19 protein-coding genes, 2 tRNA genes and 1 riboswitch are annotated in these 24,820 nt (G+C 61.3%); of the genes, 11 read left to right on the top strand and 10 right to left on the bottom strand.

Annotated features, from left to right (window positions below):
• Nucleotides 1-3: 3 nt before the first annotated feature.
• From yidD to rpmH, 3 genes are read right to left on the bottom strand one after another with little or no spacing between them, the layout of a single operon-like run.
• On the bottom strand, nucleotides 4-228 hold the full coding sequence (gene yidD / locus M3G19_RS06410; protein WP_259901833.1) for a membrane protein insertion efficiency factor YidD: 225 nt from the start codon (nucleotides 226-228) through the stop codon (nucleotides 4-6).
• Nucleotides 229-284: 56 nt separating this feature from the next.
• A complete protein-coding gene (gene rnpA, locus M3G19_RS06405) occupies nucleotides 285-647 on the bottom strand; it encodes a ribonuclease P protein component (protein ID WP_259901660.1) in 363 nt (120 codons plus the stop codon).
• Between the two features lie 27 nt (nucleotides 648-674).
• Entirely contained in the window at nucleotides 675-812 is a 138-nt protein-coding gene (gene rpmH, locus M3G19_RS06400; protein WP_076598259.1) for a 50S ribosomal protein L34, read from the bottom strand.
• Nucleotides 813-1,628: 816 nt separating this feature from the next.
• Between rpmH and dnaA the strand changes: the two genes are divergently transcribed.
• The 7 genes from dnaA (at nucleotide 1,629) to M3G19_RS06365 (ending at nucleotide 16,768) form a co-directional block, all read left to right on the top strand.
• Complete coding sequence (gene dnaA / locus M3G19_RS06395) at nucleotides 1,629-3,275, top strand: chromosomal replication initiator protein DnaA (RefSeq protein WP_259901652.1); 1,647 nt, start codon at nucleotides 1,629-1,631, stop codon at nucleotides 3,273-3,275.
• A gap of 614 nt (nucleotides 3,276-3,889) precedes the next feature.
• Nucleotides 3,890-5,077, top strand: a complete 1,188-nt coding sequence (dnaN, locus tag M3G19_RS06390) for a DNA polymerase III subunit beta (RefSeq protein ID WP_259901650.1) — start codon at nucleotides 3,890-3,892, stop codon at nucleotides 5,075-5,077.
• Between the two features lie 3 nt (nucleotides 5,078-5,080).
• Nucleotides 5,081-6,277: a DNA replication/repair protein RecF gene (gene recF, locus M3G19_RS06385; RefSeq protein WP_259901642.1), complete on the top strand. Its 1,197-nt coding sequence runs from the start codon at nucleotides 5,081-5,083 to the stop codon at nucleotides 6,275-6,277.
• Complete coding sequence (locus tag M3G19_RS06380; protein WP_259901640.1) at nucleotides 6,274-6,909, top strand: DciA family protein; 636 nt, start codon at nucleotides 6,274-6,276, stop codon at nucleotides 6,907-6,909. The genes recF and M3G19_RS06380 overlap by 4 nt, the downstream gene beginning before the upstream one ends.
• Nucleotides 6,910-7,041: 132 nt before the next feature.
• Entirely contained in the window at nucleotides 7,042-9,132 is a 2,091-nt protein-coding gene (gyrB, locus tag M3G19_RS06375) for a DNA topoisomerase (ATP-hydrolyzing) subunit B (RefSeq protein ID WP_259901639.1), read from the top strand.
• A 387-nt stretch (nucleotides 9,133-9,519) separates the two neighbouring features.
• Nucleotides 9,520-15,747 (top strand): G5 domain-containing protein, encoded by a 6,228-nt coding sequence (locus tag M3G19_RS06370; protein ID WP_259901637.1) that lies wholly within the window; start codon nucleotides 9,520-9,522, stop codon nucleotides 15,745-15,747.
• 121 nt (nucleotides 15,748-15,868) lie between these two features.
• A complete protein-coding gene (locus M3G19_RS06365) occupies nucleotides 15,869-16,768 on the top strand; it encodes an alpha/beta fold hydrolase (protein ID WP_259901630.1) in 900 nt (299 codons plus the stop codon).
• Nucleotides 16,769-16,995: 227 nt separating this feature from the next.
• On the opposite strand, the gene bioB is transcribed toward M3G19_RS06365, so the two are convergent.
• The 7 genes from bioB to M3G19_RS06330 all read right to left on the bottom strand — a co-directional run bounded on the left by bioB (nucleotide 16,996) and on the right by M3G19_RS06330 (nucleotide 21,376).
• Nucleotides 16,996-18,072, bottom strand: a complete 1,077-nt coding sequence (bioB, locus tag M3G19_RS06360) for a biotin synthase BioB (RefSeq protein WP_259901629.1) — start codon at nucleotides 18,070-18,072, stop codon at nucleotides 16,996-16,998.
• Nucleotides 18,073-18,166: 94 nt separating this feature from the next.
• The gene (tenA, locus tag M3G19_RS06355) at nucleotides 18,167-18,829 is read right to left on the bottom strand and encodes a thiaminase II (RefSeq protein WP_259901627.1); all 663 of its coding nucleotides are present in this window, start codon (nucleotides 18,827-18,829) and stop codon (nucleotides 18,167-18,169) included.
• A 4-nt stretch (nucleotides 18,830-18,833) separates the two neighbouring features.
• The gene (locus M3G19_RS06350) at nucleotides 18,834-19,484 is read right to left on the bottom strand and encodes a TenA family protein (protein WP_259901623.1); all 651 of its coding nucleotides are present in this window, start codon (nucleotides 19,482-19,484) and stop codon (nucleotides 18,834-18,836) included.
• Nucleotides 19,485-19,523: 39 nt separating this feature from the next.
• Nucleotides 19,524-19,622, bottom strand: a riboswitch (TPP riboswitch).
• Nucleotides 19,623-19,679: 57 nt separating this feature from the next.
• The gene (locus M3G19_RS06345) at nucleotides 19,680-20,126 is read right to left on the bottom strand and encodes a DUF6918 family protein (protein WP_259901621.1); all 447 of its coding nucleotides are present in this window, start codon (nucleotides 20,124-20,126) and stop codon (nucleotides 19,680-19,682) included.
• 228 nt (nucleotides 20,127-20,354) lie between these two features.
• Nucleotides 20,355-20,792, bottom strand: coding sequence for a hypothetical protein (locus M3G19_RS06340; protein ID WP_259901619.1), 438 nt, complete (start codon nucleotides 20,790-20,792; stop codon nucleotides 20,355-20,357).
• Nucleotides 20,793-20,852: 60 nt separating this feature from the next.
• A complete protein-coding gene (locus M3G19_RS06335) occupies nucleotides 20,853-21,122 on the bottom strand; it encodes a TetR family transcriptional regulator (protein WP_259901617.1) in 270 nt (89 codons plus the stop codon).
• 29 nt (nucleotides 21,123-21,151) lie between these two features.
• Complete coding sequence (locus M3G19_RS06330) at nucleotides 21,152-21,376, bottom strand: CopG family transcriptional regulator (RefSeq protein ID WP_259901615.1); 225 nt, start codon at nucleotides 21,374-21,376, stop codon at nucleotides 21,152-21,154.
• Between the two features lie 170 nt (nucleotides 21,377-21,546).
• Between M3G19_RS06330 and gyrA the strand changes: the two genes are divergently transcribed.
• From gyrA to M3G19_RS06310, 4 genes are all read left to right on the top strand, one after another.
• Nucleotides 21,547-24,084 carry a DNA gyrase subunit A gene (gene gyrA, locus M3G19_RS06325; RefSeq protein ID WP_396121758.1) on the top strand — a complete coding sequence of 846 codons (2,538 nt, stop codon included), beginning with the start codon at nucleotides 21,547-21,549 and terminating at the stop codon, nucleotides 24,082-24,084.
• Between the two features lie 3 nt (nucleotides 24,085-24,087).
• On the top strand, nucleotides 24,088-24,429 hold the full coding sequence (locus tag M3G19_RS06320) for a DUF3566 domain-containing protein (protein WP_259901613.1): 342 nt from the start codon (nucleotides 24,088-24,090) through the stop codon (nucleotides 24,427-24,429).
• Between the two features lie 113 nt (nucleotides 24,430-24,542).
• Nucleotides 24,543-24,619: transfer RNA gene (locus tag M3G19_RS06315), tRNA-Ile, on the top strand.
• A 12-nt stretch (nucleotides 24,620-24,631) separates the two neighbouring features.
• Nucleotides 24,632-24,704, top strand: a tRNA-Ala gene (locus M3G19_RS06310).
• Nucleotides 24,705-24,820 lie beyond the last annotated feature (116 nt).

The raw sequence follows: 24,820 nt of genomic DNA, 5'->3' as shown, positions 1-24,820 counted from the left end.
TGTCTAACTCCTGTTCATAGGTACGGGGTCGTAGCCGCCGGGATGCCAAGGCCCGCACTTGGCTAGGCGCACAAGCGCGAGGAGGCCACCGCGGGCTGCTCCATGCCGGGACACCGCTTCTAGCGCGTACGCACTGCAGGTCGGCTCGAAGCGGCACGTCGATCCCATCTTAAGGGGTGAGAAATGTTTTTGGTAAAGCCGCACGCACCGCACCACAGCCGCGCCCATGGGGCCGGAAGGTGCGGGGATGCGCTCACCGTCAGTATTGAAATGCTCGAAATCGGTCATGAGCGCGCGGCTGCTTTCTTGCGGGCCCGCGATACACCTGATTCCAAGTCCGCCAGCAGTTGCACACTCGTGGCGCCGGCACCCGCCGGAAGGGCACGGATGACAATGTCCACTTCCCGGTCGAGCGACCCAGCGACTTCCATGCACAGGTGTCGCAACTGCCGCGACAGACGGTGACGGGCAACGGCGTTGCCCACCTGCTTAGACACAATTAACCCGAACCGCGGGCCGCCAGAGATGACGGTGTCGGTTCGGGTGTAATAGTGCACCACGAGGGTGCGGGTGCCTGCGCGCCCGCCCTTAGAGATCACCCGGCGGAATTCCGCGGACGAGGTGAGCTTGTGGGCACGGGGCAGCACAGCGCGCTCGAGACGAGCCTAGAAGAACTAGGCAGTGAGCTTGGAACGGCCCTTGCGGCGGCGCGCGGAAACGATGGCGCGGCCAGCACGGGTGTTCATGCGGGTACGGAAGCCGTGCTTGCGTGCACGACGGCGGTTATTCGGCTGGAAAGTCCGCTTAGACATGGCGGGGTACTCCTTGCAATCTATGCGGCGGCCAGCGGCGCACACCGAATTTTGCGGTGCGTGCGCCTTCCCGGGAAGAGGCAGCCATTTTCAAAACATGTAAGTGAGATGCTCTTACAGCGAACTCGCTGGTGGCATACATTATCTGCGCTGACTCGCCAACACGGGCGGCCCGGTGCTCGGCGCTGATGATGCTCTCACGCACACCCCGACTTCCGCGGAACCGCAGAGGTCACAGAGTGCGACAGACCATGCCAGGATACGTGATCGTCGTCGCACCGGCCAAATCGACGCGCGGGGGTAGTTGACCCGAAATTCGTTCACCCCCGAAATTACAACAATGTGTTTTTCCGCAGGTCAAACCGCGACACGCCGACGTAGCCTGCACAGGACCGGTGGGGGTGTCGAACGTGCTTTCTCATACGCCGCGGACAAGGCCTCGGCCACGGATCGGTCGCCTAGACAGTCGGCGGCGGAGCAGGGTAAGAAAGCTTTATCACCACAACTTCACAGGAAAATTTCCACCACCGCTGTGGATAAACCTCAATCAGACCTTGAGGCTTAATCGAAAGATGCGGTAAAACACGAGGTCAAGGGCGGTAATTTGGCTCCAGGGGGTTATCCACAGCAAGATGAATGTCTTGTGGATAAACTTCGAGTCACCCTGTGGATAACATTGTGAATTCACATGTTCAGGGCGATGTTCACACTCCTGTGAGTTGTGAATAGCCCGCGGCACGCACGGCCCGGAACCGGGGGATCCCGTGTGCGCCGCGGGCTGATTGTTGGGATTTATATGAGGGAAAGCAGGCTTTCATGGCACACGACCAGCAGAGTTTGAATGCTCTGTGGCAAGACATTGTCGCCGAACTGCTCAACCTGTCCGAACGCCCGAATTCCCACGTTCCCACGTTCAGCCCGGGCGACCGCGCATACCTGCAGCTGGTCACACCCGTCATGCTCGTCGACGGCTACTGCATTCTCTCCGCGCCCCACGCGGCCGCGAAGAATGTCGTGGAGAATAATTTGGGCCCCTATATCGTGGAACTGCTCAGCCACCATATGGGTCAGCCCTGCAACCTCGCCGTTTCAGTGAATGCGCCAGCACCCGAACCGCAACCAGCGCCGCAGGAACAGCCAGCTCCGCAGCACACGCAGCACACCGACAGCTCCGCCGATGACTGGTACAGCACCTATTCGGAGCCGGCTTTTCCGATGACGCCGCAGCAAGCACCGACGCGGCCGGCGAATCCGTCGCCGTTGGCGGGGGAGCAGTTGCCGATGGGCCTTGACGAGCTCGCGCGCATTCATGCGCAGCAACAGGAGAACCCGGTCGAGGAATCCTCCCGCCAGCAATCGAGCCACCCAATCGTCGCGGCGCCGCAGCGCATTCCGCGTGAGAAACCGGCGCATGATCCCGACCGGGAGATGAGCCTGAACCCGAAGTACACCTTCGAGAATTTCGTCATCGGCTCTTCCAACCGCTTCGCTAACGGCGCCGCCGTCGCTGTCGCAGAGAATCCTGCCCGCGCCTACAACCCGCTGTTCATCTGGGGCGGATCCGGCCTGGGCAAGACGCACTTGCTGCACGCCGCAGGCAATTACGCCCAGGTGCTTCAGCCAAACTTGCGCATCAAGTACGTCTCCTCGGAAGAGTTCACCAACGACTACATCAACTCCGTGCGCGACGACCGGCAGGAATCTTTTAAGCGCCGCTACCGCGACTTGGACATCCTCATGGTCGACGACATCCAGTTCTTGGAAGGCAAGGAAGGTACGCAGGAAGAGTTCTTCCACACGTTCAATGCCCTGCACCAGTCGAATAAGCAGATCATTTTGTCGTCCGACCGTCCGCCGAAGCAGCTGACCACGCTGGAAGATCGCCTTCGCACGCGCTTTGAGGGCGGGTTGATCACGGATATTCAACCGCCGGATCTGGAGACGCGCATTGCGATTTTGATGAAGAAAGCCGCAGCCGACGGCACGCGAGTGAGCGAGGACGTCCTCGAGCTCATCGCTTCGCAATTCGAGTCCTCCATCCGCGAGCTCGAGGGCGCTTTGATCAGGGTGTCGGCGTATTCATCGCTGATCAACGAGCCGATTACGCTCGACGTCGCCCAAGTCGCGCTCCGCGACATCCTCCCGGATGAAGGGGATGTGACGATCACGGCGGAGACAATCAAGGAAGCCGCAGCGGAATTCTTCCGCGTCCCGATGGACAAGCTCACCGGCGCCGGCAAAACGCGCGTTGTCGCGCACGCCCGCCAGTTGGCCATGTATCTGTGCCGCGAGCTCACAGATCTGTCTCTGCCGAAGATCGGCCAGGAATTCGGCGGCAAGGACCACACGACGGTGATGTACGCCGACCGCAAGATCCGCAAGGAAATGACGGAAAACCGCGAAACATACGACGAGATCCAGGAGCTCACCCAGATCATCAAGAATCGCGTTCGCGCGCGCTAGTCACAAACGGTAATCACGAACAAGCACGGCGCTTATCGACGTCGCACTCACGCCATTGAGGGAAACACCCCCTCAATGGCGCTTTTTGTTGCCCATGAATTGCAGGTTTTTACAGCGATCAAGTTATCCACAGAGTTATACACACCTGTGTAATTCCACGGTTGTAATTAAGTGGAGTTGGTCACTTCTGGCTTCTCCACAGCCGAAATCCGCTTTCCACAGACGCGGGAGAAGGTTGTGATTTGGCGGTGGAATTTCACGCGTCCGCTGTGGGAAACGAAGACCTCGAGAAAGTTATCCACAACATCGCCGAGTTATCCACAGAAATTGCACACCCGCTCCCCACAAGCGACACGCCGATCCGACATGCACCAACGAGCTGAGATCCACAGACTGCACAACGCTTACTGTTACTCCTAATCTTTTTCCTAGTATTGAAACCAAGAGAAAGAGAGCGTGGGGACAACTCCGCCGGGCTGCCGACACCGAAGCGAATGACAATGCGCGACTATGGGCAGCCTTCCGTTGAGGCGAAACCACGCACCGCTTAAGGTGAGTTGGACATGAGCTCACCTGACGATGACCGGCAGCGCTAGCAAGGAGCAACGAGGACCATGGACGACAACAACGTGTCATTCCGCGTGCACAAAGACGATCTTTCGGATGCCGTCGCATGGGTGGCACGGAACTTGCCGACGAAGAACACCCAGCCTGTGCTCCGCGCCGTGGTGATCACGGCAGATGACACCGGTTTGGAGTTGGCAGGCTTCGATTACGAAGTCTCCACTCGCGTGCGCATCAGCGCTGAAGTCGCAGAGCCTGGCCGTGTGGCTGTTGCTGGCAAGCTCATGGCGGACATCGTCTCAAATATGCCGGCCAAGCCGGTCGAGGTATCCGTGGACAATTCGCGTCTGCTTCTGCAGGGCGGCTCCGCGCGCTTCGAGCTGCCGCTCATGCCGCTCGACGACTACCCGGTGCTGCCTGAACTGCCGGAGGTGACCGGCACGCTGGACACCTCGACTTTCGTCAACGCTGTCACCCAGGTCGCATCTGCTGCCGGCCGCGACGACACGCTGCCGATGCTCACGGGCGTGCACATGGAAATTGCAGGCAACCAGGTCAAGCTAGCCGCCACCGACCGTTTCCGTCTGGCGCTGCGCTCCCTGGAATGGGATCCGGTAGCCAACGACGTTCAGGCGAAGCTGCTGGTTCCGGCGAAGACGCTGCTGGACAACGCGCGCACCCTGGATTCCCACCTGCAGGATCCGGTGGAGATCGCGGTGGGCACCGGCGAGAATGTCGGCGGTGACGGCCTGTTCGGCCTGCACTCACAGAACCGCGAGACCACGACTCGCATGCTGGACGCGGAATTCCCGAATATTCAGCCGTTGCTGCCGAAAACGCACACCTCGATGGCCTCAGTGGAGATCGCTCCGCTGGTGGAAGCGATCCGACGCGTGAGCCTTGTCGCCGACCGCAACGCGCAGCTGCGCATGCATTTCAAGCCGGGCGAGGTCTCGTTGTACGCCTCCGGAGCTGATTCCGGTGAGGCGACCGAGTCGCTGCAGTGCGCTTTCACCGGCGCTGATGAATTGCTCATCGCCTTCAACTCCGGCTACCTGCGCGACGGCCTGAGCGTCATTCCGACGAAGCGCGTCGTTTTCGGTTTCACTGAGGCATCCCGCCCGGCGATCATGATTCCGGAGCCGGAGGAAATGCCGGAAGCAGGAGCGGACGGCACGTTTGAGACTCCGGCGACGGACTTCACCTACCTGCTCATGCCGGTGCGCCTGCCGGGATAGCACGTGTTTGTCCGTGAACTCGATCTGCGTGATTTCCGCTCCTGGCCGGAGCTGAATCTCGCGCTGGATAAAGGAGTCACAGTCTTCTCCGGCCGCAACGGCCACGGCAAGACCAATATCGTCGAGGCGGTCATCTACTCGGCGACGCTGTCCAGTCACCGCGTCTCCCAAGACCAGCCGCTGGTGCGAGCGGGTGCGCAGAATGCCCGGGTCTCGGTCACTACGGTCAACGAAGGGCGAGAGCTGACGACCCACCTGCTGATCAAGCCGAAAGAAGCCAACCAGGCGCAGATCAACCGCACCCGGCTGAAAACGCCACGGGAAATTCTCGGGGTTTTGCGCACAGTGGTTTTCGCGCCGGAGGATTTGGCGCTTGTCGTGGGCGAGCCGGGGGAGCGGCGCCGCTTCCTAGACGGGCTGGCCGCCATCCGAACGCCGCGCTTCGGCGGGGCGAAAGCCGATTACGACAAGGTCCTGCGCCAGCGCAATGCTCTGCTGCGTTCGCAGAATATGCTGCTGCGCCGGGGCTACAACGACGACCAAGGCGCGAGCGCGCTGTCCACCCTCGACGCCTGGGATATGCAGTTGGCCTCCCTTGGCGCGCAGGTGATCGCAGGACGGAAAAAGCTGGTGGGGGAGCTCGCCCAACCCGTCCATGACGCATATGCCTCGGTGGCGCCGGAGTCGCGGCCGGCGAGCATTAGTTATGTGTCGACGGTGGATGGGGGCGTCGATAAGCTCGCTGGCGTTGATAGTGATGACCCGGAGATTCTTGAGGCCGCTTTTCTCACTGAGCTGTCGCGGCGGCGCAAGGAGGAGATCGACCGGGGTACGACGCTGGTCGGCCCGCACCGCGACGACCTCGTGCTGATGTTGGGTGACCAGCCGGCGAAGGGGTACGCGAGCCACGGCGAGACTTGGTCGTTCGCGCTGTCGCTGCACTTGGCGGAGTACGCGCTGCTGGCATCCGATGGCGCGGAACCTGTGCTGATCTTGGACGATGTCTTCGCTGAACTCGACGCCAAGCGCCGTCAGCGACTTGTGTCTGTGGCGGAGAAGGCTGAGCAAGTGCTCATCACTGCCGCTGTCGGCGACGACCTGCCTGAAAATCTCGACGACCATGTCTCCGCGCGCTACGGCGTCGTCATGGAGGACAGCGACGACGGGCGGCGCGTGTCGCGGATCGAGGAAGCCCCGTGACGCGACCGGAAGAACCAGACCTGGTCCGCGCCACGTTCGAGAATCTCCGCGCTACCGCGAAACGCCGCGGCGGGAAGGTTCCGCGGCTGTCGGGGCAGGGAAAGAATGTCGTGCCGCGCCGCTCGGTGGGCAAGCTCGCCGTGGCGATGGGTGCGGACGAACCCGCAACGCCGGAGATCTCCGTGCCGGGCTTGGACCTCACGCCTGAGCCGACGAAAAAGAAAAAGTTCCAGCGGGGTCGCCCGACCGGCCCCGACGGGCGTCCTCTGCAGCGGGAATACACAGTCGCCGGCTTCGGATCGTTGCTGAAAAAAGAGATTTCGCAGCGCGAATGGACCGAACCGATCGCCCACGGCTGGGTGATGGGTAACTGGGAAGCGCTCGTGGGGGAGAAGATCGCGCAGCACACCGAAGTCAGCATGATCAAAGACGGCGAACTGTTTATCTCCTGCGACCAGACCGCCTGGGCGACGAACCTGAAGTACATGCAGTCCACGGTGCTGTCCCAGATCGCGGAGAAGATCGGTCCCGGCGTGATCACGAAGCTGCATGTCTACCCGCCGAAGACCAAGAATTGGCGTTACGGGCCCCTGCACGTGAAGGGCCGCGGGCCGCGGGATACGTATGGATAAGAGCCAACCAAAGAAAACGCGCGTGAAACACCCTGTCGCTGAAGCTGGCGCTGCAGCTGTGGGGGACCACAACCGTGTAAGATGACATGGGTTAAAGACGTATTCACGCCGTGACAGGAGAGTTTCGGGAAAGTGGCCGAACAACAACCGCATTATGACGCGTCATCGATCACCATCCTTGAGGGATTGGAGGCCGTGCGCAAGCGCCCCGGCATGTACATCGGCTCTACCGGTGTGCGCGGCCTGCACCACTTGGTGTGGGAGGTCGTGGACAACTCCGTCGACGAAGCCATGGCTGGCTACGCGGACAAGGTCGAGGTGACACTGCTGGCAGACGGCGGTGTCCAGGTCATTGACAACGGCCGTGGCATTCCGGTGGAGATGCACCCGTCGGGCGCGCCGACCGTCCAGGTCGTCATGACGCAGCTGCACGCCGGCGGCAAGTTCGACTCGGAGTCCTACGCGGTTTCCGGCGGCCTGCACGGTGTGGGTATTTCCGTGGTGAACGCGCTGTCCACCCGCGTTGAGGCGGACATCAAGCGCGACGGCAAGCACTGGTACCAGAAGTTCACCAACGCGATCCCTGAGGATTTGGTGGAGGGCGATAGCGCCCGCGGCACCGGTACGACGATCCGGTTTTGGCCGGACCCGGAGATCTTCGAGTCGGTCGATTTCGACTACGACACGATTTCCCGCCGTCTGCAGGAGATGGCATTCCTTAACAAGGGCCTGACTATCACCCTGAAGGACGAGCGCGTCTCCGACGAGGAGCTGGAGCTCGAGGCAATCGCCGAGGAAGGCGATACCGCCCAGGTCATCGAAGGAGATTTCTTTGACGACGCTGAGTCCGAGGGCGCCGACAGCGAGACGGAGAAGACTGAGGACAGCGACGATGAGACAGGCGTCGCGCCGGACACGAAGAAGAAGCGCGAAAAGAAGGTCACGTTCTTCTACCCGAACGGTCTGATCGATTACGTGAACTACTTGAACCGCAACAAGACGGCGATTCACCCGACGGTGGTCGGCTTCGACGTGAAGGGCAAGGACCACGAACTCGAGATCGCCATGCAGTGGAATGGCGGGTTCAAGGAGTCGGTGCACACCTTCGCCAACACCATCAGCACGCACGAGGGCGGCACCCACGAGGAAGGTTTCCGCGCGGCGCTGACCACGCTTATGAACCGCTATGCACGCGAGCACAAGCTGATCAAGGACAAGGATCCGAACCTCACCGGCGACGACTGCCGCGAAGGCCTGTCCGCGGTCGTGTCCGTGCGCGTGGGTGACCCGCAGTTCGAGGGCCAGACGAAGACCAAGCTGGGCAACTCGGAGATCAAGGGCTTTGTTCAGCGTGCGGTGAACGAGCACCTCAACGACTGGTTCGACGCGAACCCGGCTGAGGCCAAGGTCATCATTAAAAAGGCCGTGTCCTCCTCCCAGGCACGTGAGGCCGCGCGCAAGGCCCGCGAGTCCGTGCGCCGCAAGTCCGCCACGGATCTCGGCGGCTTGCCGGGCAAGCTCGCCGACTGCCGTTCGAAGGACCCGACAGTCTCCGAGCTGTTCATCGTGGAGGGCGACTCCGCTGGCGGTTCCGCGAAGCAAGGCCGCGACTCGATGTACCAGGCGATCCTTCCGCTGCGCGGCAAGATCCTGAACGTGGAGAAGGCCCGCCTCGATCGTGTGCTGAACAATAACGAGGTGCAGGCGATCATCACCGCGCTGGGCACGGGCATCAACGATGAGTTCGATATCTCGAAGCTGCGCTACCACAAGATCGTCCTCATGGCGGATGCGGACGTCGACGGCCAGCACATTGCGACGCTGCTGCTCACGCTGCTTTACCGCCTCATGCCGGACCTGATCGCCAACGGTCACGTGTACTTGGCTAACCCGCCGCTGTACAAGCTGAAGTGGGCCAAGGGCGAGCCGGGCTACGCCTTCAGTGACGCTGAGCGCGACGCTGAGCTCGAGGCCGGCCTGAACGCAGGCCGCAAGATCAACACCGATGACGGCATCCAGCGCTACAAGGGTCTGGGTGAGATGAACGCGGGTGAGCTCTGGGAGACCACGCTGGACAAGGAGCACCGCGTGCTGCGCCGTGTGGACCTGGAGGACGCCCAGCGCGCCGACGAGCTCTTCTCCATCCTCATGGGCGACGATGTCGCCGCCCGCCGCTCGTTCATCACGCGCAAGGCAAAGGACGTCCGCTTCCTCGATATCTAGCGCATTTTCGCTTATCGACGAATAGTTGTTGCCCCCTGATGCATGTCATCCGGGGGCATCTTGCTTTGCGTGAGTAAGTGTTGAAAATCACAAACCCTAAGACGGATCTTTAGATCACATTTCTGCCCGTTTGCCCCGTTGATGATGACTGATGAGTCCATCCAGGAATCAATATTTTTAGGGGACTGAATATATTCGGTTCCTCCCTGCATAAGCGCAGATAGGACACTTGACGGTGAACGTAACTGCATGGGAAGCTAGAAGGACCTGTCATGAAGCTGGCAAATTTATTCAAATTATCACCACGGCCTTGGGTGGCTCGTGGTGTTCGCGGTTCACAGCCCGTGTAGCAGCGCTTTGGTCCGTGATTATCAAACAGGAGTAGAAGTGACTGAATCATCTCAGCGCCTCAAAAGGACGTCTCGCGCCGGCATCGCCGCCGTGTCCACCATCGCGTTAGCGCTCGGCGGCATTAGCGTCGTCGGCCCCGGCCCCGTTGCCACGGAGGCTGCTGCAGCAGAACTCTCCGGTGGCATCCGTGATAAGTCCGGCGCGGTAGAGAAGGGCGACCAGCGGGCGTCCGACCTGCCGGCCGGTTCGTGTGTCGTTAGCAGCCGTGAGCCGAGCGGAAGCCAGGCAGGTTTCACCTGGAACACCCTGGAGCCGAGTGGGACCAGCCCCGACAAGAAAGCCTGGGGCCTGAGCTTCTCCTTTGATAACTCGAAGGACCGCACGTTCGCCGATTGGTACTTTTCCAATTCAGGGCCCCTTAGCACAGTCTTGGATCCCGGCAAGGTGTCTTCCATGGAGGCCGGCCAGACCTTTATTGATAAAAGGGTCACCCACAAGGCCGACGAAAGCATCTTCATCTCTAGTTCTGGTCGCTCACTGCGAAACTTGAATCTCGGAGCAGATCTGACCGACGAGGAAGTCAAGCAGTTCGCGTCGGCCACTGCCGATAACCCTGTGCGTTACGCCTGGCAGGGCAACTACAAGCAGGACAATCCTGAAGGCTCGAAAGCCACCAAGGGGACCAATGCGTCTTTCTCCGCTGCTGTAAACCCGTGGCCGAGCGAGAACAACGAATGTAACCCGATCACGGTCTCGTGGGAGACTGCCGAAATATCTGAGAAGCATGTGATCGTCCCTGGTGAGGAAACCAAGGTCGGTACGATCAACGTTCCTGCTGTGCAGGACGATGACTCGATGTCCCGTATGGTCGTGGAAGCGTACGACGGCAACGGCAAGTTCATCGGCACCACGGATCCGTCCGTCTCCGGCGGTGAGCAGCGGCTGCGCATCGACGAAGCGACCGGCGACATCTACTTCACCTGGCCTGAATACCGTGGTACCGACCTGGCGACGGACAAGAACGTGAACTTCTCCGTTCTGGCGAAGCCACGTACCGTTGACCAGCTCCAGAATGCCGCTAATAACAACACTGGCGGCAATGGCAAGACCTTCGACAGCTCGAACTCGCTGACGCGTTATAACACGGCGAACGTCATCGACTCCAAGGCGTTCTCCCTGGACGACACCGAGTACCACGACCCGAAATACGACAAGGTAGACGCTTCGATTATTTCGGGCGTCGATAGTGCTACCGGTCCGATTGCTACCGAGCCACAGAAGGTGACCTTCACCCAGGTCCCAGACCTGATCAAGGACCTGGCGAAGAAGAAGGGCGACGGCGGCTTCGAAGCCAAGGTTTCCCTCGACGAGAAGTACGTCTATGAGGGCTGGAACGTCGAGATGGACGAGGACTACAACGTCACCGTCACCGCTCCGGAGAACCCGAAGCCGGGCACATTCGCCCGTCCGGTGGTCACCGTCGAGTACTCCAACGGTTCCACGGACAGGCTTGAGCTGCTCGTGGTTGTTGACCCGAACAACACCCAGGTCACCGACCTTGTTCGCCCGAGTCTGACAAAGGGCACGATTGGTGACGAGCTCACCGCCCAGGTGGGCACCAAGTCCATCATGAAGGGCCACAAGCCGGTTCACCCTGCTAAGTTCGAGATCGACCCGTCCACCGTTCCCGAAGGCTGGACTGTCACTGTCGACGAGACTGGCAAGGTCACCGCGAAGGCGGACGATACCGTCGCGCCGGGCACAATCATCACCCCGACGGTCAAGGCGACCTACCCAGACCAGACCACCGACGAGATCGAGACCCAGTTCCAGGCGATCGTCGATATCAAGATCCCTACCTACGACACGGTGACCAATAAGCCGACTGCCAAGGTCACTCTCAAGCCTGAGCTTCCGGAGCGCGGACTGAGCGGCAACACGACCGATGAAGCTCCGAAGCGTTACACCTTCCCGGAAGGCAAGACCGAGTACACCCACACTGACGACAGCGGCACGTGGACCGTCAAGATCGACGAGACGACCGGCGAGATCACTACCACGATCCCGCGGACCGCCCCCGAGGGCTACATCCTGAATGTTCCGGTGCTCGCGCACTACGACAACGCCGACAAGCCACAGGAGGTCAAGGGCACCGTCGTTGTCTTGAAGAGCGACATTGCGCCGACTTACGACGTCAAGGTCACCGGCCCGAACCAGGCTGTCAAGCACCAGGTCCAGGATGCTCCGAAGGGCTCGAAGTTCTCCTTCGGCAACGACGAGAACGGCGCACCGATCACCGAACAGGAAGTTGACGGCTGGAAGTACACGGTCGACCCAGAGACCGGTGTCGTTTCTTCCACCCCGCCAGCAAACGCTAAGCCGGGCGATCAGAACACCGTCAACGTCACCGTTACGGCACCGGACGGGGCTGCCCCGAAGGTTCCCGTCACCACCGTGGTGAAACTGACTAACAACTGGGAGGTAGATCCGACCTATCCTGAGGAAACGGTTTACCCGGGTGAGAGTGCGAAGTTGCCGGTGACTCTCGAAAAGCCGGACAACGTCAACGTCGCGAAGGAAAACCCGTACAAGCTGGGCACCATTCCCGCTGGCTGGACCGCGACCATCGACGAAAATGGCCAGGTCACCGCAACCGCACCTGCGGATGCGAAGCCGGGCGACCAGGTTAAGATTCCCGTCACCGTCACCTACGAGGACGGCTCTACGGACACGGCTTATGCTGTCGTCAACGTCGTCGACGTTCCGACGCGTGAGGTCCCGTTTAAGGTCGAGTACAAGTACGACGACACCATTCCGGCTGGCACCTACAAGGTAGAAACTGAAGGCAAGCCCGGCGAGGAGAAGCAGAAGAAGGACGGTACCTGGGAGCAGACCACGGCACCGACTAACGAGGTCGTGGTCGTCGGCACCAAGCCTGCCAAGAGCGCCGAGGAAGTGACCTGGAAGGTTCCGCTCCCGTACCCGACCGAGGTTCGCGAGAACCCGGACCTGAAGCCTGGTGAAACCCGGGTTGTCCAGGAAGGTGAGAACGGTGAGAAGACCTACACCGCTAAGTTCGCTGCTGAGGGTGATAAGGCTGAGGTAGTCGAGGAAGAGACCACCAAGGAGCCTGTCAAGCGGATCGTCGAGTACGGCCCGGGCCTTGCTCCGAGCGAGCTGGTGACCAAGACCGAAAAGCCGATTCCGTTCACCACCAAGGTCGTCTTCGATAACACCCTCGAAGAAGGTAAGCAGGTCGTCGATCAGCAAGGTGAGCTCGGAACCGAGGTTGAGACCTCTACGCAGAAGCTTGTCGACGGTAAGCCTTCTGGCGATCCGACCGTCACCACTGAACGCACCAAGGAGCCGACGGAGCAGATCATCCGCGTTGGTACCAAGACCACTGGTACGAACACCGAGACTTACAAGGCTGAGGCTCCGTTCAAGGTCGTCGTGAAGTACGACCCGAACATGCCTGCTGGTGAGTCCAAGGTGACCACGCCGGGCGTTCCGGGTGAGAAGACGGTGACGATCAAGCGCGACATCGTCAACTCCAAGCCGGGCAACCCGGAGATCACCGAAGAGATCACTAAGCAGCCTGTCGACCAGGTCATCACCGTCGGTACGAAGCCGTCTGAGGCTTCGGAGAAGGTGACGTGGACTGCTCAGGTTCCGTTTGAGGTTGAGACCCGTCCGAATCCGGAGTTGAAGCCGGGTGAGATCAAGGTTGCCCAGAAGGGTGTTCCGGGTGAGAAGACCTACACGGCTGACTTCACCGCTAAGGGCGACCAGGCAACGGTGACTCCGGAGGAGAAGCAGACTAAGGATCCGGTCAACGAGATCATCGAGTACGGCCCGGCGGCTGAGGACACCTCTGTGGTGACCAAGGTTGAAAAGCCTGTTCCGTTTGAGACGGAGATTGTCTTTGATGACTCCCTCGATGCAGGTGAGCAGGTTGTTGATCAGCAAGGTGAGCTAGGTACGGAAGTCGTCACCTCTACCCAGAAGATTGTCGACGGGAAGCCTTCTGGCGATCCGACTGTGACCACCGAACAGACTAAGGCGCCGAAGAACGCCAAGATCCGCGTTGGTACCAAGACCACCGGTACGAACACTGAGACCGTTGAGGCTGAGGTTCCGTTCGATGTGAAGGTCATCTACGACCCGAGCCTGAAGCCGGGCGAATCCAAGGTCACTCAGGAAGGTAAGCCAGGCAAGAAGAATGTGACGATCGAACGTGACATTGTCAACTCCAAGCCGGGCGACCCGAAGATCACTGAGGAGATCATTGAAGAGCCGGTTGAGAAGATTGTCACTGTCGGCACCAAGCCTGCTGAGGCAACGAACAAGGCAACGTGGGTCGCGCCGCTGCCGTACGACACGATCGTGCGGGTGAACCCGGAGTTGAAGCCGGGAGAGATGAAGGTCGTCCAGGAGGGTGAGTACGGCGAGAAGGAATTCACCGCCGACTTCACCGCGAAGGACAACACCTCTAAGGTGGACACCACTGAGAAGGTGACTAAGCAGCCGGTTGAGCAGATCATCGAGTATGGTCCGACGATCTCTGACCAGACGTTGAAGTCCACCGAGACTCGTCAGCTGGAGTACCCGACTGAGTTCATCCTGGATGACTCCCTGCCGGCTGGTACCCAGAAAGTGGACCTGCAGGGCGAGAACGGAGTCGAGACCATCACTTCGGTCCAGGAGATCAAGGACGGTAAGCCGGTTGGCGAGCCCAAGATCACCACGGAGCGCACGAAGGAGCCCAAGAAGGCGGTCATCCGCGTGGGCACCAAGGTCGACCCGACCACTGTGTCGACAACGGTTCCGACGACCGTGGAAAAGCCGGTTCCGACGACGGAGAAGACGACCGAGACGATCACGACCACGGTCAATGGTGAGCCGACGACGCTGACGACCACTAAGGAAGTTCCGACGACGGTTCCGACTACCGTGCCGACGACGGTGACGGAGAAATCCACCGAGAAGACAACGGAGACGACCACCGAGCGCACCACGGAGACGGTGACCGCGACGATCACGAATGTGATTGAGAAGCACTTCACCACCACCGTCACCCCGACGCCGGTGACGTCGCTGCTGACCACGACGGTGACGCCGTCCCCGGTCACGACCACTGTTACCGAGCAGGGCGAGCCCGTGACGACGACGATCACTCCGGACCCGGAGACGACCGTGGTGACCACTACTGTCACCGGTGAGCCGGTGCCGACGACCATCACTGAAACCGAGACTGCTGACCCGGTCACGACCACGGTCGAGGTCCCGGTCAAGGAGGTCGAAGTCAAGGTTGTCGGTGGCACGATCATCGCTAAGGGCAAGCCGGATACCCCGCTGGCGCTGGCGCTGCGTGATCCGCTGGTTGACAACGACTCACTGAAATTCCGTCCGGTCAACGGCGGAACCCTCAGTGACGACGGACGTACCCTCACCGTCGAGGGCCAGGGCGTGTGGAAGGTCAACCCGGAGACCGGCGAAGTCAGCTTCGACCCGGAGAAGGGCTTTAACGGCCAGGTCACCCCGGTGGAGTTGGACTACGAGCGGACCGATGGTGCTGAGGTGATCACCCCGATTCGCATCGAAGCGAGCTACCCGAAGGCCGACGAGCCGGCTAAACCGGAAGAGCCAGGCAAACCGGAAGAGCCAGGCAAGCCGGAGGATCCGAATCAGCAGGGTTCGTCCGGTAGCGAGACTGCGAAGCGTTGCTTCGGTAACGCGGTGCGATCCCCGCTGCTGTGGCTGCTCCCGATCGCTCTGCTTTCTCAGGTTGGCGGCAAGCTGGCCCAGCCGTACATCGGTCAGGTCCAGGGTCAGTTCAACGCACTGAATGCGCAGATCCAGGAAGAGATCCGTCGTAACACGCCGGACTTCGGCTTTGGCCACCACGGTCATGACAATGAACAGTTCAATGAAATTGTTAGTCGCGTGAACGCGGCCAATGCGCAGCTGCAGGGCTACGCGAATGACCCGGCCATCCAGAAGATCGGACAGGGAGCCGGTGTCATCCTGGCAATGGTTGCTGCAGGCGCCGTCCTCTACGACTGGTGCTCTAGCCCAGTGGGTGAAGCCAAGACCTCCATCGGTGGTGCGGGTTCTTCCAAGCCGGATGGTGGCGAGCCAGCGAAGAGCGGTAGTTCTGCACAGCAGGACCGCGGCTCCTCCCGCAGGGAAGGCAGCTCCGGCAAGTCCGGCAAGTCTGAGAACTCGGAGAACTCCTCTAGCAGTAAAGGTTCTCAGAACTAAATCGAATCCTTCCGGCTCCTCTCCGTGAGGAGCATGGGGGAAGGTGGCTGGTGGCCGTTCGAGCATGAGCTCGGGCGGCCGTTTCCGCTTATCTAGGTCTGTGATCTGGCACACTAGCTTCATGAGCGAAAACAGTCATTCACGCGACTACACCTTCGTCAACGCAGATGTGACCTTGCCGGACGGGACCACCTCGCCGGTGTTCGTGTTTCCGGCAAAGGGGGGAGCGGGGAACGTCGATAAGCCGTTGGTTGCTATTTGGCCCGGCTTCGGCATGGGTGCGCGGTACTTCCGGCCCACGGCGCAGGAACTGGCGGACCGCGGCTACCCGGTCGTGATCGGTGAGCTCCGCGGGCAGGGGAGGAGCAAGGCCAAAGCGTCGCGCAAGGCGCGCTGGGGCTACCACGACACCGCCTCGGAGGATTACCCTAGGACGATCCGCGCGGCAAAAGAGGAGCTGGGTCTGCCGACAGACCACCCGACTGTGCTGCTGACGCACTCGATGGGCGGTCAGGTGGCGTCGCTGTTCCTCGCGCGCCCGGAGGCGAAAGAGCTCAATGTGGTGGGCATGATGGGCGTGGGCACCGGCAGCCCGTACAAGGAAAGCTTCGTGGGGGCGGACCGCCGTCGTGTAGCGCTGGGAAGCCTTTTCATGACTGCCGTGTCCAAGGTCGTCGGCTACTGGCCGGCGGGACGCGTCGACCTAGCCGGGTACGGTCGACAGTCGGGTGTGCACGTGGAGGAGTGGACTCGGTTCGCGCACTCAAATTCCTTGGCTAATCTGCGGGGCCAAGACATCGATTACGAAGCAGGAATGAAGGACGTCACCGTTCCGATTCTGCTGACACGTTTCACTGACGACGATGACTGCACATTGGCATCTGCGGCGTACCTGGCAGATAAATTCGACCCCGACAATGTTCATGTTGAACAGTTGATCGGGGGACTGGGGCACACGAAGTGGGCGCGTAAGCCGGAGCGGGTCGCCGACCGGCTGGATAAATTCGTGGCGTCGCTCTAAGTCGGGGTGGGTCGGGCTCAGAACCTAGCGTTCCAGCCACTCCGAGCGGAGAATCCCGTGGCGTGAGCAAATAGCTTCCCAAGCCACAGGGTTCATTTTCACGACCATCCGGCGCTCGCACAACGGGCAGATCCGAGGTGCGTCATAGGGTCGCGCCGGATCAAAAGGTAATTGGATCTCGCCGCTCAACACTGCGTCGGCCAATTCCGTTGAATCGGGGATTCTCACTAGAGCGACTTCAACGTGCTGTACAGGACGCCGTGGTCGGTGCGTTGTTTCTGGCCGACGGGCGTGATGGGAAGGTTTCGCGGGGACTCCATGGCGCGGTCGACCGCATCACGGTCTTTTTCGATCGGCCGGCCGAATGTCGTCAGGTAGTTGCCGCCGATGATGGCATTAGCCCCGCCAAGGAGACCCGTTTCTGTGCCGTCATCCCCGAGCGCAAGCTCAGTACCGCCGGCGAAACGAAGCTGTGTCGACGGCATGGCGAGTCGGAGAGCGGCGACCGCACGCAGGGCTTCGCCCTGGGGAACCAAGGGTCGGTCAGCGAACGGGGTCCCAGGGCGGGGATCGAGGAAGTTGATCGGTGTTTCGTGCGGATTGATTTCAGCGAGCTGAGCGGCGAACTCGGCGCGCTGCTCAAGACTTTCGCCGAGACCGATGATCCCGCCGGAGCAGGTCTCCATTCCCTCCGCCAAGACATTCTCCAAGGTGTCCCTACGCTCCTGCCACGTGTGTGTGGTGACGACGTTGGGGAAGAACGACTTCGCTGTCTCCAGGTTGTGGTTGTAGCGCATGACACCCATCTGCGAGAGCCGGTGGGCATCCTCGCGGGTCAGTGTGCCGAGCGAGGCGGAGATGGAAATGTCCACCTCGTTGTTGATTGCGACGATCGCCTGGGCGACTTGGTCGAGCAGGGACTCCGTCGGGCTCTTCACAGCGGCAACGATGCAGAACTCGCTCGCGCCCATCTTCTCGGATTGCTTCGCGGCCTCGACTAGTTCTGCTGTGTCGAGTGTGACAGAGCGGACGGGGGATTCGAACAGCCCGGACTGGGAGCAGAAGCTACAGTCCTCCGGGCACCCGCCGGTCTTTAAGGAAATGATGCCTTCGAGAGAGATCTCGACACCGCAGTGCTTGATCCGGACCTGGTGGGCGAGATCGAGTAGTTCCTGCAACCGTTCATCCTCGATGGTGAGAGCCCGGTAGATCTCACCTTGGGAGAGTCCTTCGCCGTTTTCCAGGCATTTCTCTCGCGCGATGTCGAGGATGTCGGGTTCGTTCACTGAAGCGGGTGTAGCCATAGCGATAAATGTAGACCACTCACCGCCAAATAGCAGCATGCAGCATGTTTTGAACGGTGTTCAGCAGGTGTTTGGCAGTGGGGTAGGGGGTGCGCTAGCTGTCGAGCGCCTGCTGCCAGAAGTCGGCTTCCAGGCGAGTTGCTGTACGGAAAATATCCAGTAGGCGCTCGAAGCGCTTCGTGCCCTTGATCTCCTCGGCGGGCACCCCCAGTAGGTCGTCGAGAAGCGTCGTCATGGCTACCGCTTGGTTCTGGAAATCGTCGCCGGCGTATTCCTGGATCCACTCCGCGTACGGGTGGTCCGGGTTCTCCTTCAGCTTCGGCTCGAGGTAGGTGCCGATCTCGGCATAACCGATTTGGCACGGCGCAAGCGCGATCTGCAGCTCCAGCAGGTCGCCCGCCATGCCCGTGTCGAGCACGTAGCGGGTGTAAGCCACCGTGGACTTCTTCTCCGGCGCGCGCTCAAGCTCCTCGGTGGAAATGCCCCAGCGCTCCGTCAGGCGACGGTGGAGATTCGTCTCATGAATGGTGGCGGACAGGCCCTGCGCCGCGGATTCAACCTCCGCCAACGTGCGGGACTTGTACGCGGCGAGCGCGTTCGCGCGGGCGTACTGCACGAGGAAGAGGTAATCCTGCACCAGGTAGTCCTGAAAGACCGGAAGGGGCAGAGTGCCCTCGCCGAGATCTTCGACGAACTTGTGGTGGATGTAGGCATCCCACTCGGGGGAGTCCTGCTTGAGAAGCTCCAAGAGACTCATGTTTTTACACCTCTAGCGGTTGCTCGTAGGAATTGTTGAAGAAGTCCAGCTCCAGCGCCACGGCGCGGCCGAAGTACTCCTCGACGACCTCGCGGTTGTCCGGGCCGACGCGGTCGACCTCGCTGCGGAGGAACTCCACCAGGTCGTGGAACTCCGGGTAGTCGTGCAGCTCGATCCACTCGTTGTGGACGAAGCTCTCCGGCCTCTTCTCCGGGGCGTTCGTGGCCCAGTCGAGGTACAGCCACTCCGCCACGACGAGCACGCCGAGGGCGGCGGCGTAGGAGCGGGTCTCGGCTGCCTCGCGCATCAGGCCGGTGAAGCCGGCGCATGCTGCGGTGTCCGGGGTGTTGTCGCGCTGCTCCTCAGTCACGCCGAGCTCCTCGAAGGAGCGGAGGAAATACGTGTTCTCATCGCCCGCGACCTCGCCGATGAACTGGGAGAGACGCAGACGCGGGGCGAGCTCGTCCGCGGTGGACATCGCAGCACCGAGAAGCTGGAGGAAGCTATCCAGGAAGCGGTAGTCCTGCACGAGGTAACCGGCCATGACACCGTCGTCAATCGTGCCGTCGAAAAGCTCCTGCACGAAACGGTGGCCCACTGCGGCGTCCCACTTCTCGCGGTGGGCATCGCGCAGCTCGTCGCTGAATCTAGTCAATGTTGTGTCCTTCCAGTTGACGTGGAACTAGCGGACACGGGGGCCGTTGCAAGACAATCCCTCCGCGAAGATGGCTTCGATCAGGTTCGGCGGGTGTGATCTCAGCCCTGCTTGAGCAGGGCACCCCGTGTCTTGCCCGCCCACGCTACCAATTTCTGCAAATGGCGGCCTAGGCGCGGGTGTAGTGCGCGTTTGCTACTTTGCGTGGCGCTCGATGATGTCGCCGAATTCCGGCAGTGCCGGGGCGACGATCTTGCCCACCTTGCCGCGCATGGAGGAGTACACCTTCTGCACTGGACCCGGCGCGCGGTCGGCGAAGGAATCGCCGATCTTCAGCACGGACTCGGTGACGCTGTCCTCGTTGTCGGCGAGGTGCGCGCCAAAGCTGGCTGTGCCGGAACCCTCGTAGGACTCCCAGTGGGGTGTGAGCTCCTCGACGATGCTCGGCATGAGCTGGTTGATGCCCTTGCTCAGCGCATCCGCGTCCGCCTTCTTCGCGGCGCCGACAGCGGATTTCAATGCCATGCCGGTCAGACCCGACTGGTTACTGATGGTCGTATCCGCCAGCGTAGTCAGGTCGGCGACGACCTCGGTGCGGGTGGAGTCATTCAGGAGAGATTTCAAGTCAGTCACGCGGACCATATTAACTGTCTTTTTGATCTGCGAACGGGTCCAGCAACAGGGAAACGGTCCCGCGCGTTCACCCTTGTCGGTGCTCGCGGGACCGCTGATTCCCATTCAAGTTGCAGTTCTTCCGCCACAGGTTCACATGAATCACTGCAACCACAACAGGCACAAATGTAACAAACGTTTCAGAGCTCCGCTACATAAGGTGGGGGAGTGTCGCGTTTGTCACTGCTTGCGGGCAGGCTACTGGGCCTGTTGCTGCTGGTTCTGGCGCTGCGGTTGGTTTTTCGGCTGGTTCCGCCCCTGGTTCTGCTGCGGGAGGGGAAGGAACTTCTGGAGCTCATTCATCGCCTGGCGCTGGATATCCATCCACTGGGCATTGACCTTCTGCAGTTCCTTTTGGATCGGCGGGTACTGCGCAATGACACCCAGAATCGCAGTGGTGGCGGCGGTGGCCAGGAAGATCGAGAACGAGGCCGAACCGGTGTATGCGCTGCCCAACGGCGGCTGCTCCGGCACTTCGTACCCGTCTGGAATGGCGTCAGCGTTGTCCTTATTCCTTGTCACAGAATCAGCCGAGGAGCTGGAGCTGCCGCCATTATCCGCCGCGACAGCGGTGGGAGCGACGAGCAAGGATGCGGACAGTGCGGCTGCAACAGCAGCAGAGGTGAGCTTTTTCATGCCCCGCATTTTACCGACCAGCTCTTTGGCGGAAACTAGAACAAACTTATGCCGGGCGCATCAGTCTCGCTCGCACCAGCGCTGATAGATCTCCCTGGCGATATCGGCGAAGGGAGCATTGAAATCGGTGAGCGGCTCGAGGCGCTCGATGCCGCGTGCGAGAGCGGCGGCAGCAGCGGTGGGGGAGTCGAAGACCGGCAGGCCGTCCAGCTTCGCGCCGGGAATCGCCACGGCAGCGCAGATCGCGGAATAGCTCCGCACGGTCGTGCCCCACTTCGTGCAGCACTCGTCGGCGATGATGAGCAGTTGCTCAGGGCTTAAAGGTTTCATGATTGGTGTGTGTGGGGATGTGGTGGGGTTTAATCCGTCTCATTGGGTCGGGCACGGCGGATGCGGGCCTGCAACGCGGCGCGGCCGGGGACGGTGTCGTTGGCGAGGGAGGCCACGGCGGCGTCGTCAAGCAATCTGCTTGCTGAAATGACCACCGCGCGTTTCGCTGCTTCCTGTTTGCTGCACCCCCATGCGCTGGCGAGCAGGACGAGCGCGCGGTCCTCTTCAGCGGACAGCCTGAGCGTCATAGCCATGATCGTGATGGTATCACTCTGATACCGCATGTGAGCGGGGGAATGGTTCTCACGGCGCGTAAACTGCTCTATGAACTATCTCTAACTGAAAGGCCTCAACTTTGAGTGACGATATTTTCGGTGGCGGTAGCGAGGGCGACCGCATCCTCCCCATTGACATCAACGAGGAGATGCAGACCAGCTACATCGACTACGCGATGAGCGTCATCGTCGGCCGCGCACTGCCTGACGTGCGCGACGGCATGAAGCCCGTGCACCGCCGCATTGTCTACGCAATGTACGACTCCGGCTACCGCCCGGAGCGCTCGTACGTGAAGTCCGCGCGCCCGGTCTCCGACACGATGGGTCAATTCCACCCGCACGGTGACTCCGCTATTTACGACACCCTGGTGCGCCTCGCGCAGCCGTGGGTCATGCGCTACCCGCTGGTGGACGGCCAGGGCAACTTCGGCTCCCGCGGCAACGACGGCCCGGCGGCCATGCGTTACACGGAGTGCCGAATGACTCCGCTGTCCATGGAAATGGTGCGCGATATCCGCGAGAACGCCGTGGACTTCGTGCCCAACTACGACGGCAAGGCGCAGGAGCCGGTCGTGCTCCCGTCGCGTGTGCCGAACCTGCTGCTCAACGGCTCTTCGGGTATCGCCGTGGGCATGGCCACCAACATCCCGCCGCACAACCTGGGCGAGCTGGCCGAAGCGATCTACTGGATTCTGGACAACCACGACGCGGACGACAAGGCCACGCTCGACGCGTGCATGGAGCGCGTCAAGGGCCCGGATTTCCCCACCGCAGGACTTATCGTCGGCGACCAGGGCATCAAGGACGCCTACACCACCGGCCGTGGTTCCATCCGCATGCGCGGTGTCACCGAGATCGAGGAAATCGGCACCCGCCAGGTCATCGTGATCACGGAGCTGCCGTACAACGTCAACCCGGATAATTTCATTTCCGGCATCGCCGAGCAGGTCGCCGCGGGCAAGCTCACCGGCATCTCCAAGATCGAGGACGAGTCCTCCGACCGCGTGGGCATGCGCATCGTGGTCACGCTCAAGCGCGATGCCGTGCCGCGCGTTGTGCTCAACAACCTGTACAAGCACTCGCCGCTCGAGTCGAACTTCAGCGCCAACATGCTCTCGCTTGTCGACGGAGTGCCCCGCACCCTCCGCCTCGACCAAATGCTCCGCTACTACGTGGCCCACCAGATCGAGGTCATTGTCCGGCGCACCCAGTACCGCCTCGACGAAGCAGAAAAGCGCGCCCACATCTTGCGCGGCTTGGTCAAGGCTTTGGACATGCTCGACGAGGTCATTGCGCTGATCCGCCGTTCCCCGACGGTCGACGAGGCGCGCACGGGCCTCATGGAGCTTCTCGACGTCGACGAGATCCAGGCCGATGCCATCCTCGCCATGCAGCTGCGCCGGCTGGCCGCTCTCGAGCGCCAGAAGATCGTCGACGATCTGGCCGCCATCGAGGCCGAGATCGCTGATTACAAGGACATCCTGGCCAAGCCGGAGCGCCAGCGTGCGATTGTGGCTGAGGAGCTGAAGGAGGTCGTCGATAAGCATGGCGATGCGCGCCGCACCCGCCTTGTCGCAGCCACCGGCGACGTGACCGAGGAAGACTTGATCGCGCGCGAGAACGTCGTCGTCACCATCACCGCGACCGGCTACGCTAAGCGCACCAAGGTCGATGCCTACAAGTCGCAGAAGCGCGGCGGCAAGGGCGTGCGCGGCGCCGAACTGAAGCAGGACGACGTGGTGAAGAACTTCTTCATCTGCTCCACCCACGACTGGATCCTCTTCTTCACCAACTTCGGCCGCGTCTACCGCCTGAAGGCCTACGAGCTGCCGGAGGCAGGCCGCACCGCACGCGGCCAGCACGTGGCCAACCTGCTGGAATTCCAGCCGGAAGAAAAGATCGCGCAGATCATCCAGATCCAGACCTACCAGGACGCCCCGTACCTGGTCCTGGCCACCCGCGACGGCCGCGTGAAGAAGTCCCGCCTGACCGACTACGAATCCGCACGTTCTGCCGGCCTGATCGCCATCAACCTCAACGAGGGCGATGCCCTGATTGGTGCCTCCCTGGTCAGCGCGGAAGACGACATCTTGCTCGTCTCCGAGCAGGGCCAGTCCATCCGCTTTACCGCCGACGACGAGCAGCTCCGCCCGATGGGCCGCGCCACCGCCGGCGTGAAGGGCATGCGCTTCCGCGGCGACGACCAGCTGCTGGCAATGACCACGGTGAAGGACGATGACTTCCTCCTCGTGGCCACCTCCGGCGGCTACGGCAAGCGCACCCCGATCTCCGAGTACAACCCGCAGGGCCGCGGCGGCATGGGTGTCATGACCTTCAAGTACACCCCGAAGCGCGGCAAGCTCATCGGCGCACTCGCGGTGGAGGAAGACGATCAGATCTTCGCCATCACGTCTGCCGGCGGTGTTATCCGTACCGAGGTCAACCAGATCCGCCCGTCGTCACGCGCCACCATGGGCGTCCGCCTCGTGGACCTGGCCGAGGGCAACGAGCTTCTAGCTATCGACGTCAACGTCGAGGACGAAGGCGAGCAGGAAGCTACCGCCGTGGCCAAGGGCGAGAAGACCCTGGACCAAGGTGCCGAGCCCGTGAACGTCAACTCCGTCGAGACCGACGAGGTGGGCGAGAGCCACGAGTACGACGAGTCTGATTCCGACGGGAAGGAATAAAGCATGGCCGCACGCAACGTCACCGTCACGCGCATCCGCGCCGGGAGCGCCTTCAAAATAGGCATCCTCATGGCGCTCATCGGGTTCGCCGCGTGGCTGATCGCCGTCTCCGTGCTCTATCTCGCCGTCGATGCCGCCGGTGTAGTGGAGTCCATCAACTCCCTCATCGGCGGCGTGGGCGGGGAGACCATCATCGACTTCCCGCTCGTCATCGCTCTCGCCGCCCTGGCCGGCGCCATTGGCGTCGTGGCCGTAGCCATCATGGCCCCGCTCACCGCGTTCATCTACAACGCGCTTGCGGACCTGGTCGGCGGCCTCGGCGTCGAGTTGACCGACTACCGTTGATTAAAGCGCGTATAGTCGTGTTAGAGGCGCAATGAAACAACGCTAAATAACTTCATGACCAGGCGATTTGGTTTTAGTCCGGTCGTCTGGGTAATGTTCTAACAGTTCCGAGCGGGCCTATAGCTCAGTCGGTTAGAGCGCATCGCTGATAACGATGAGGTCGCAAGTTCGATTCTTGCTAGGCCCACCAGTTCGGAACAAAGGGGCATTAGCTCAATTGGTAGAGCGCCTCCCTTGCAAGGAGGAGGTCAGGAGTTCGATTCTCCTATGCTCCACAGCATAAAGGCACCGCTGACTTCGGTCGGCGGTGTTTTTATTTTCGCCCTACCCGGGTCGGGGTTGCGGGCGAAAAAGGGGCGTGGTGAATCTGTTTACATTTCGCGCATGTCGG

This window comes from Corynebacterium sp. p3-SID1194 (assembly GCF_025144155.1).
GTDB lineage: Bacteria > Actinomycetota > Actinomycetes > Mycobacteriales > Mycobacteriaceae > Corynebacterium.
This window is presented reverse-complemented; position numbering and strand designations above follow the sequence as displayed.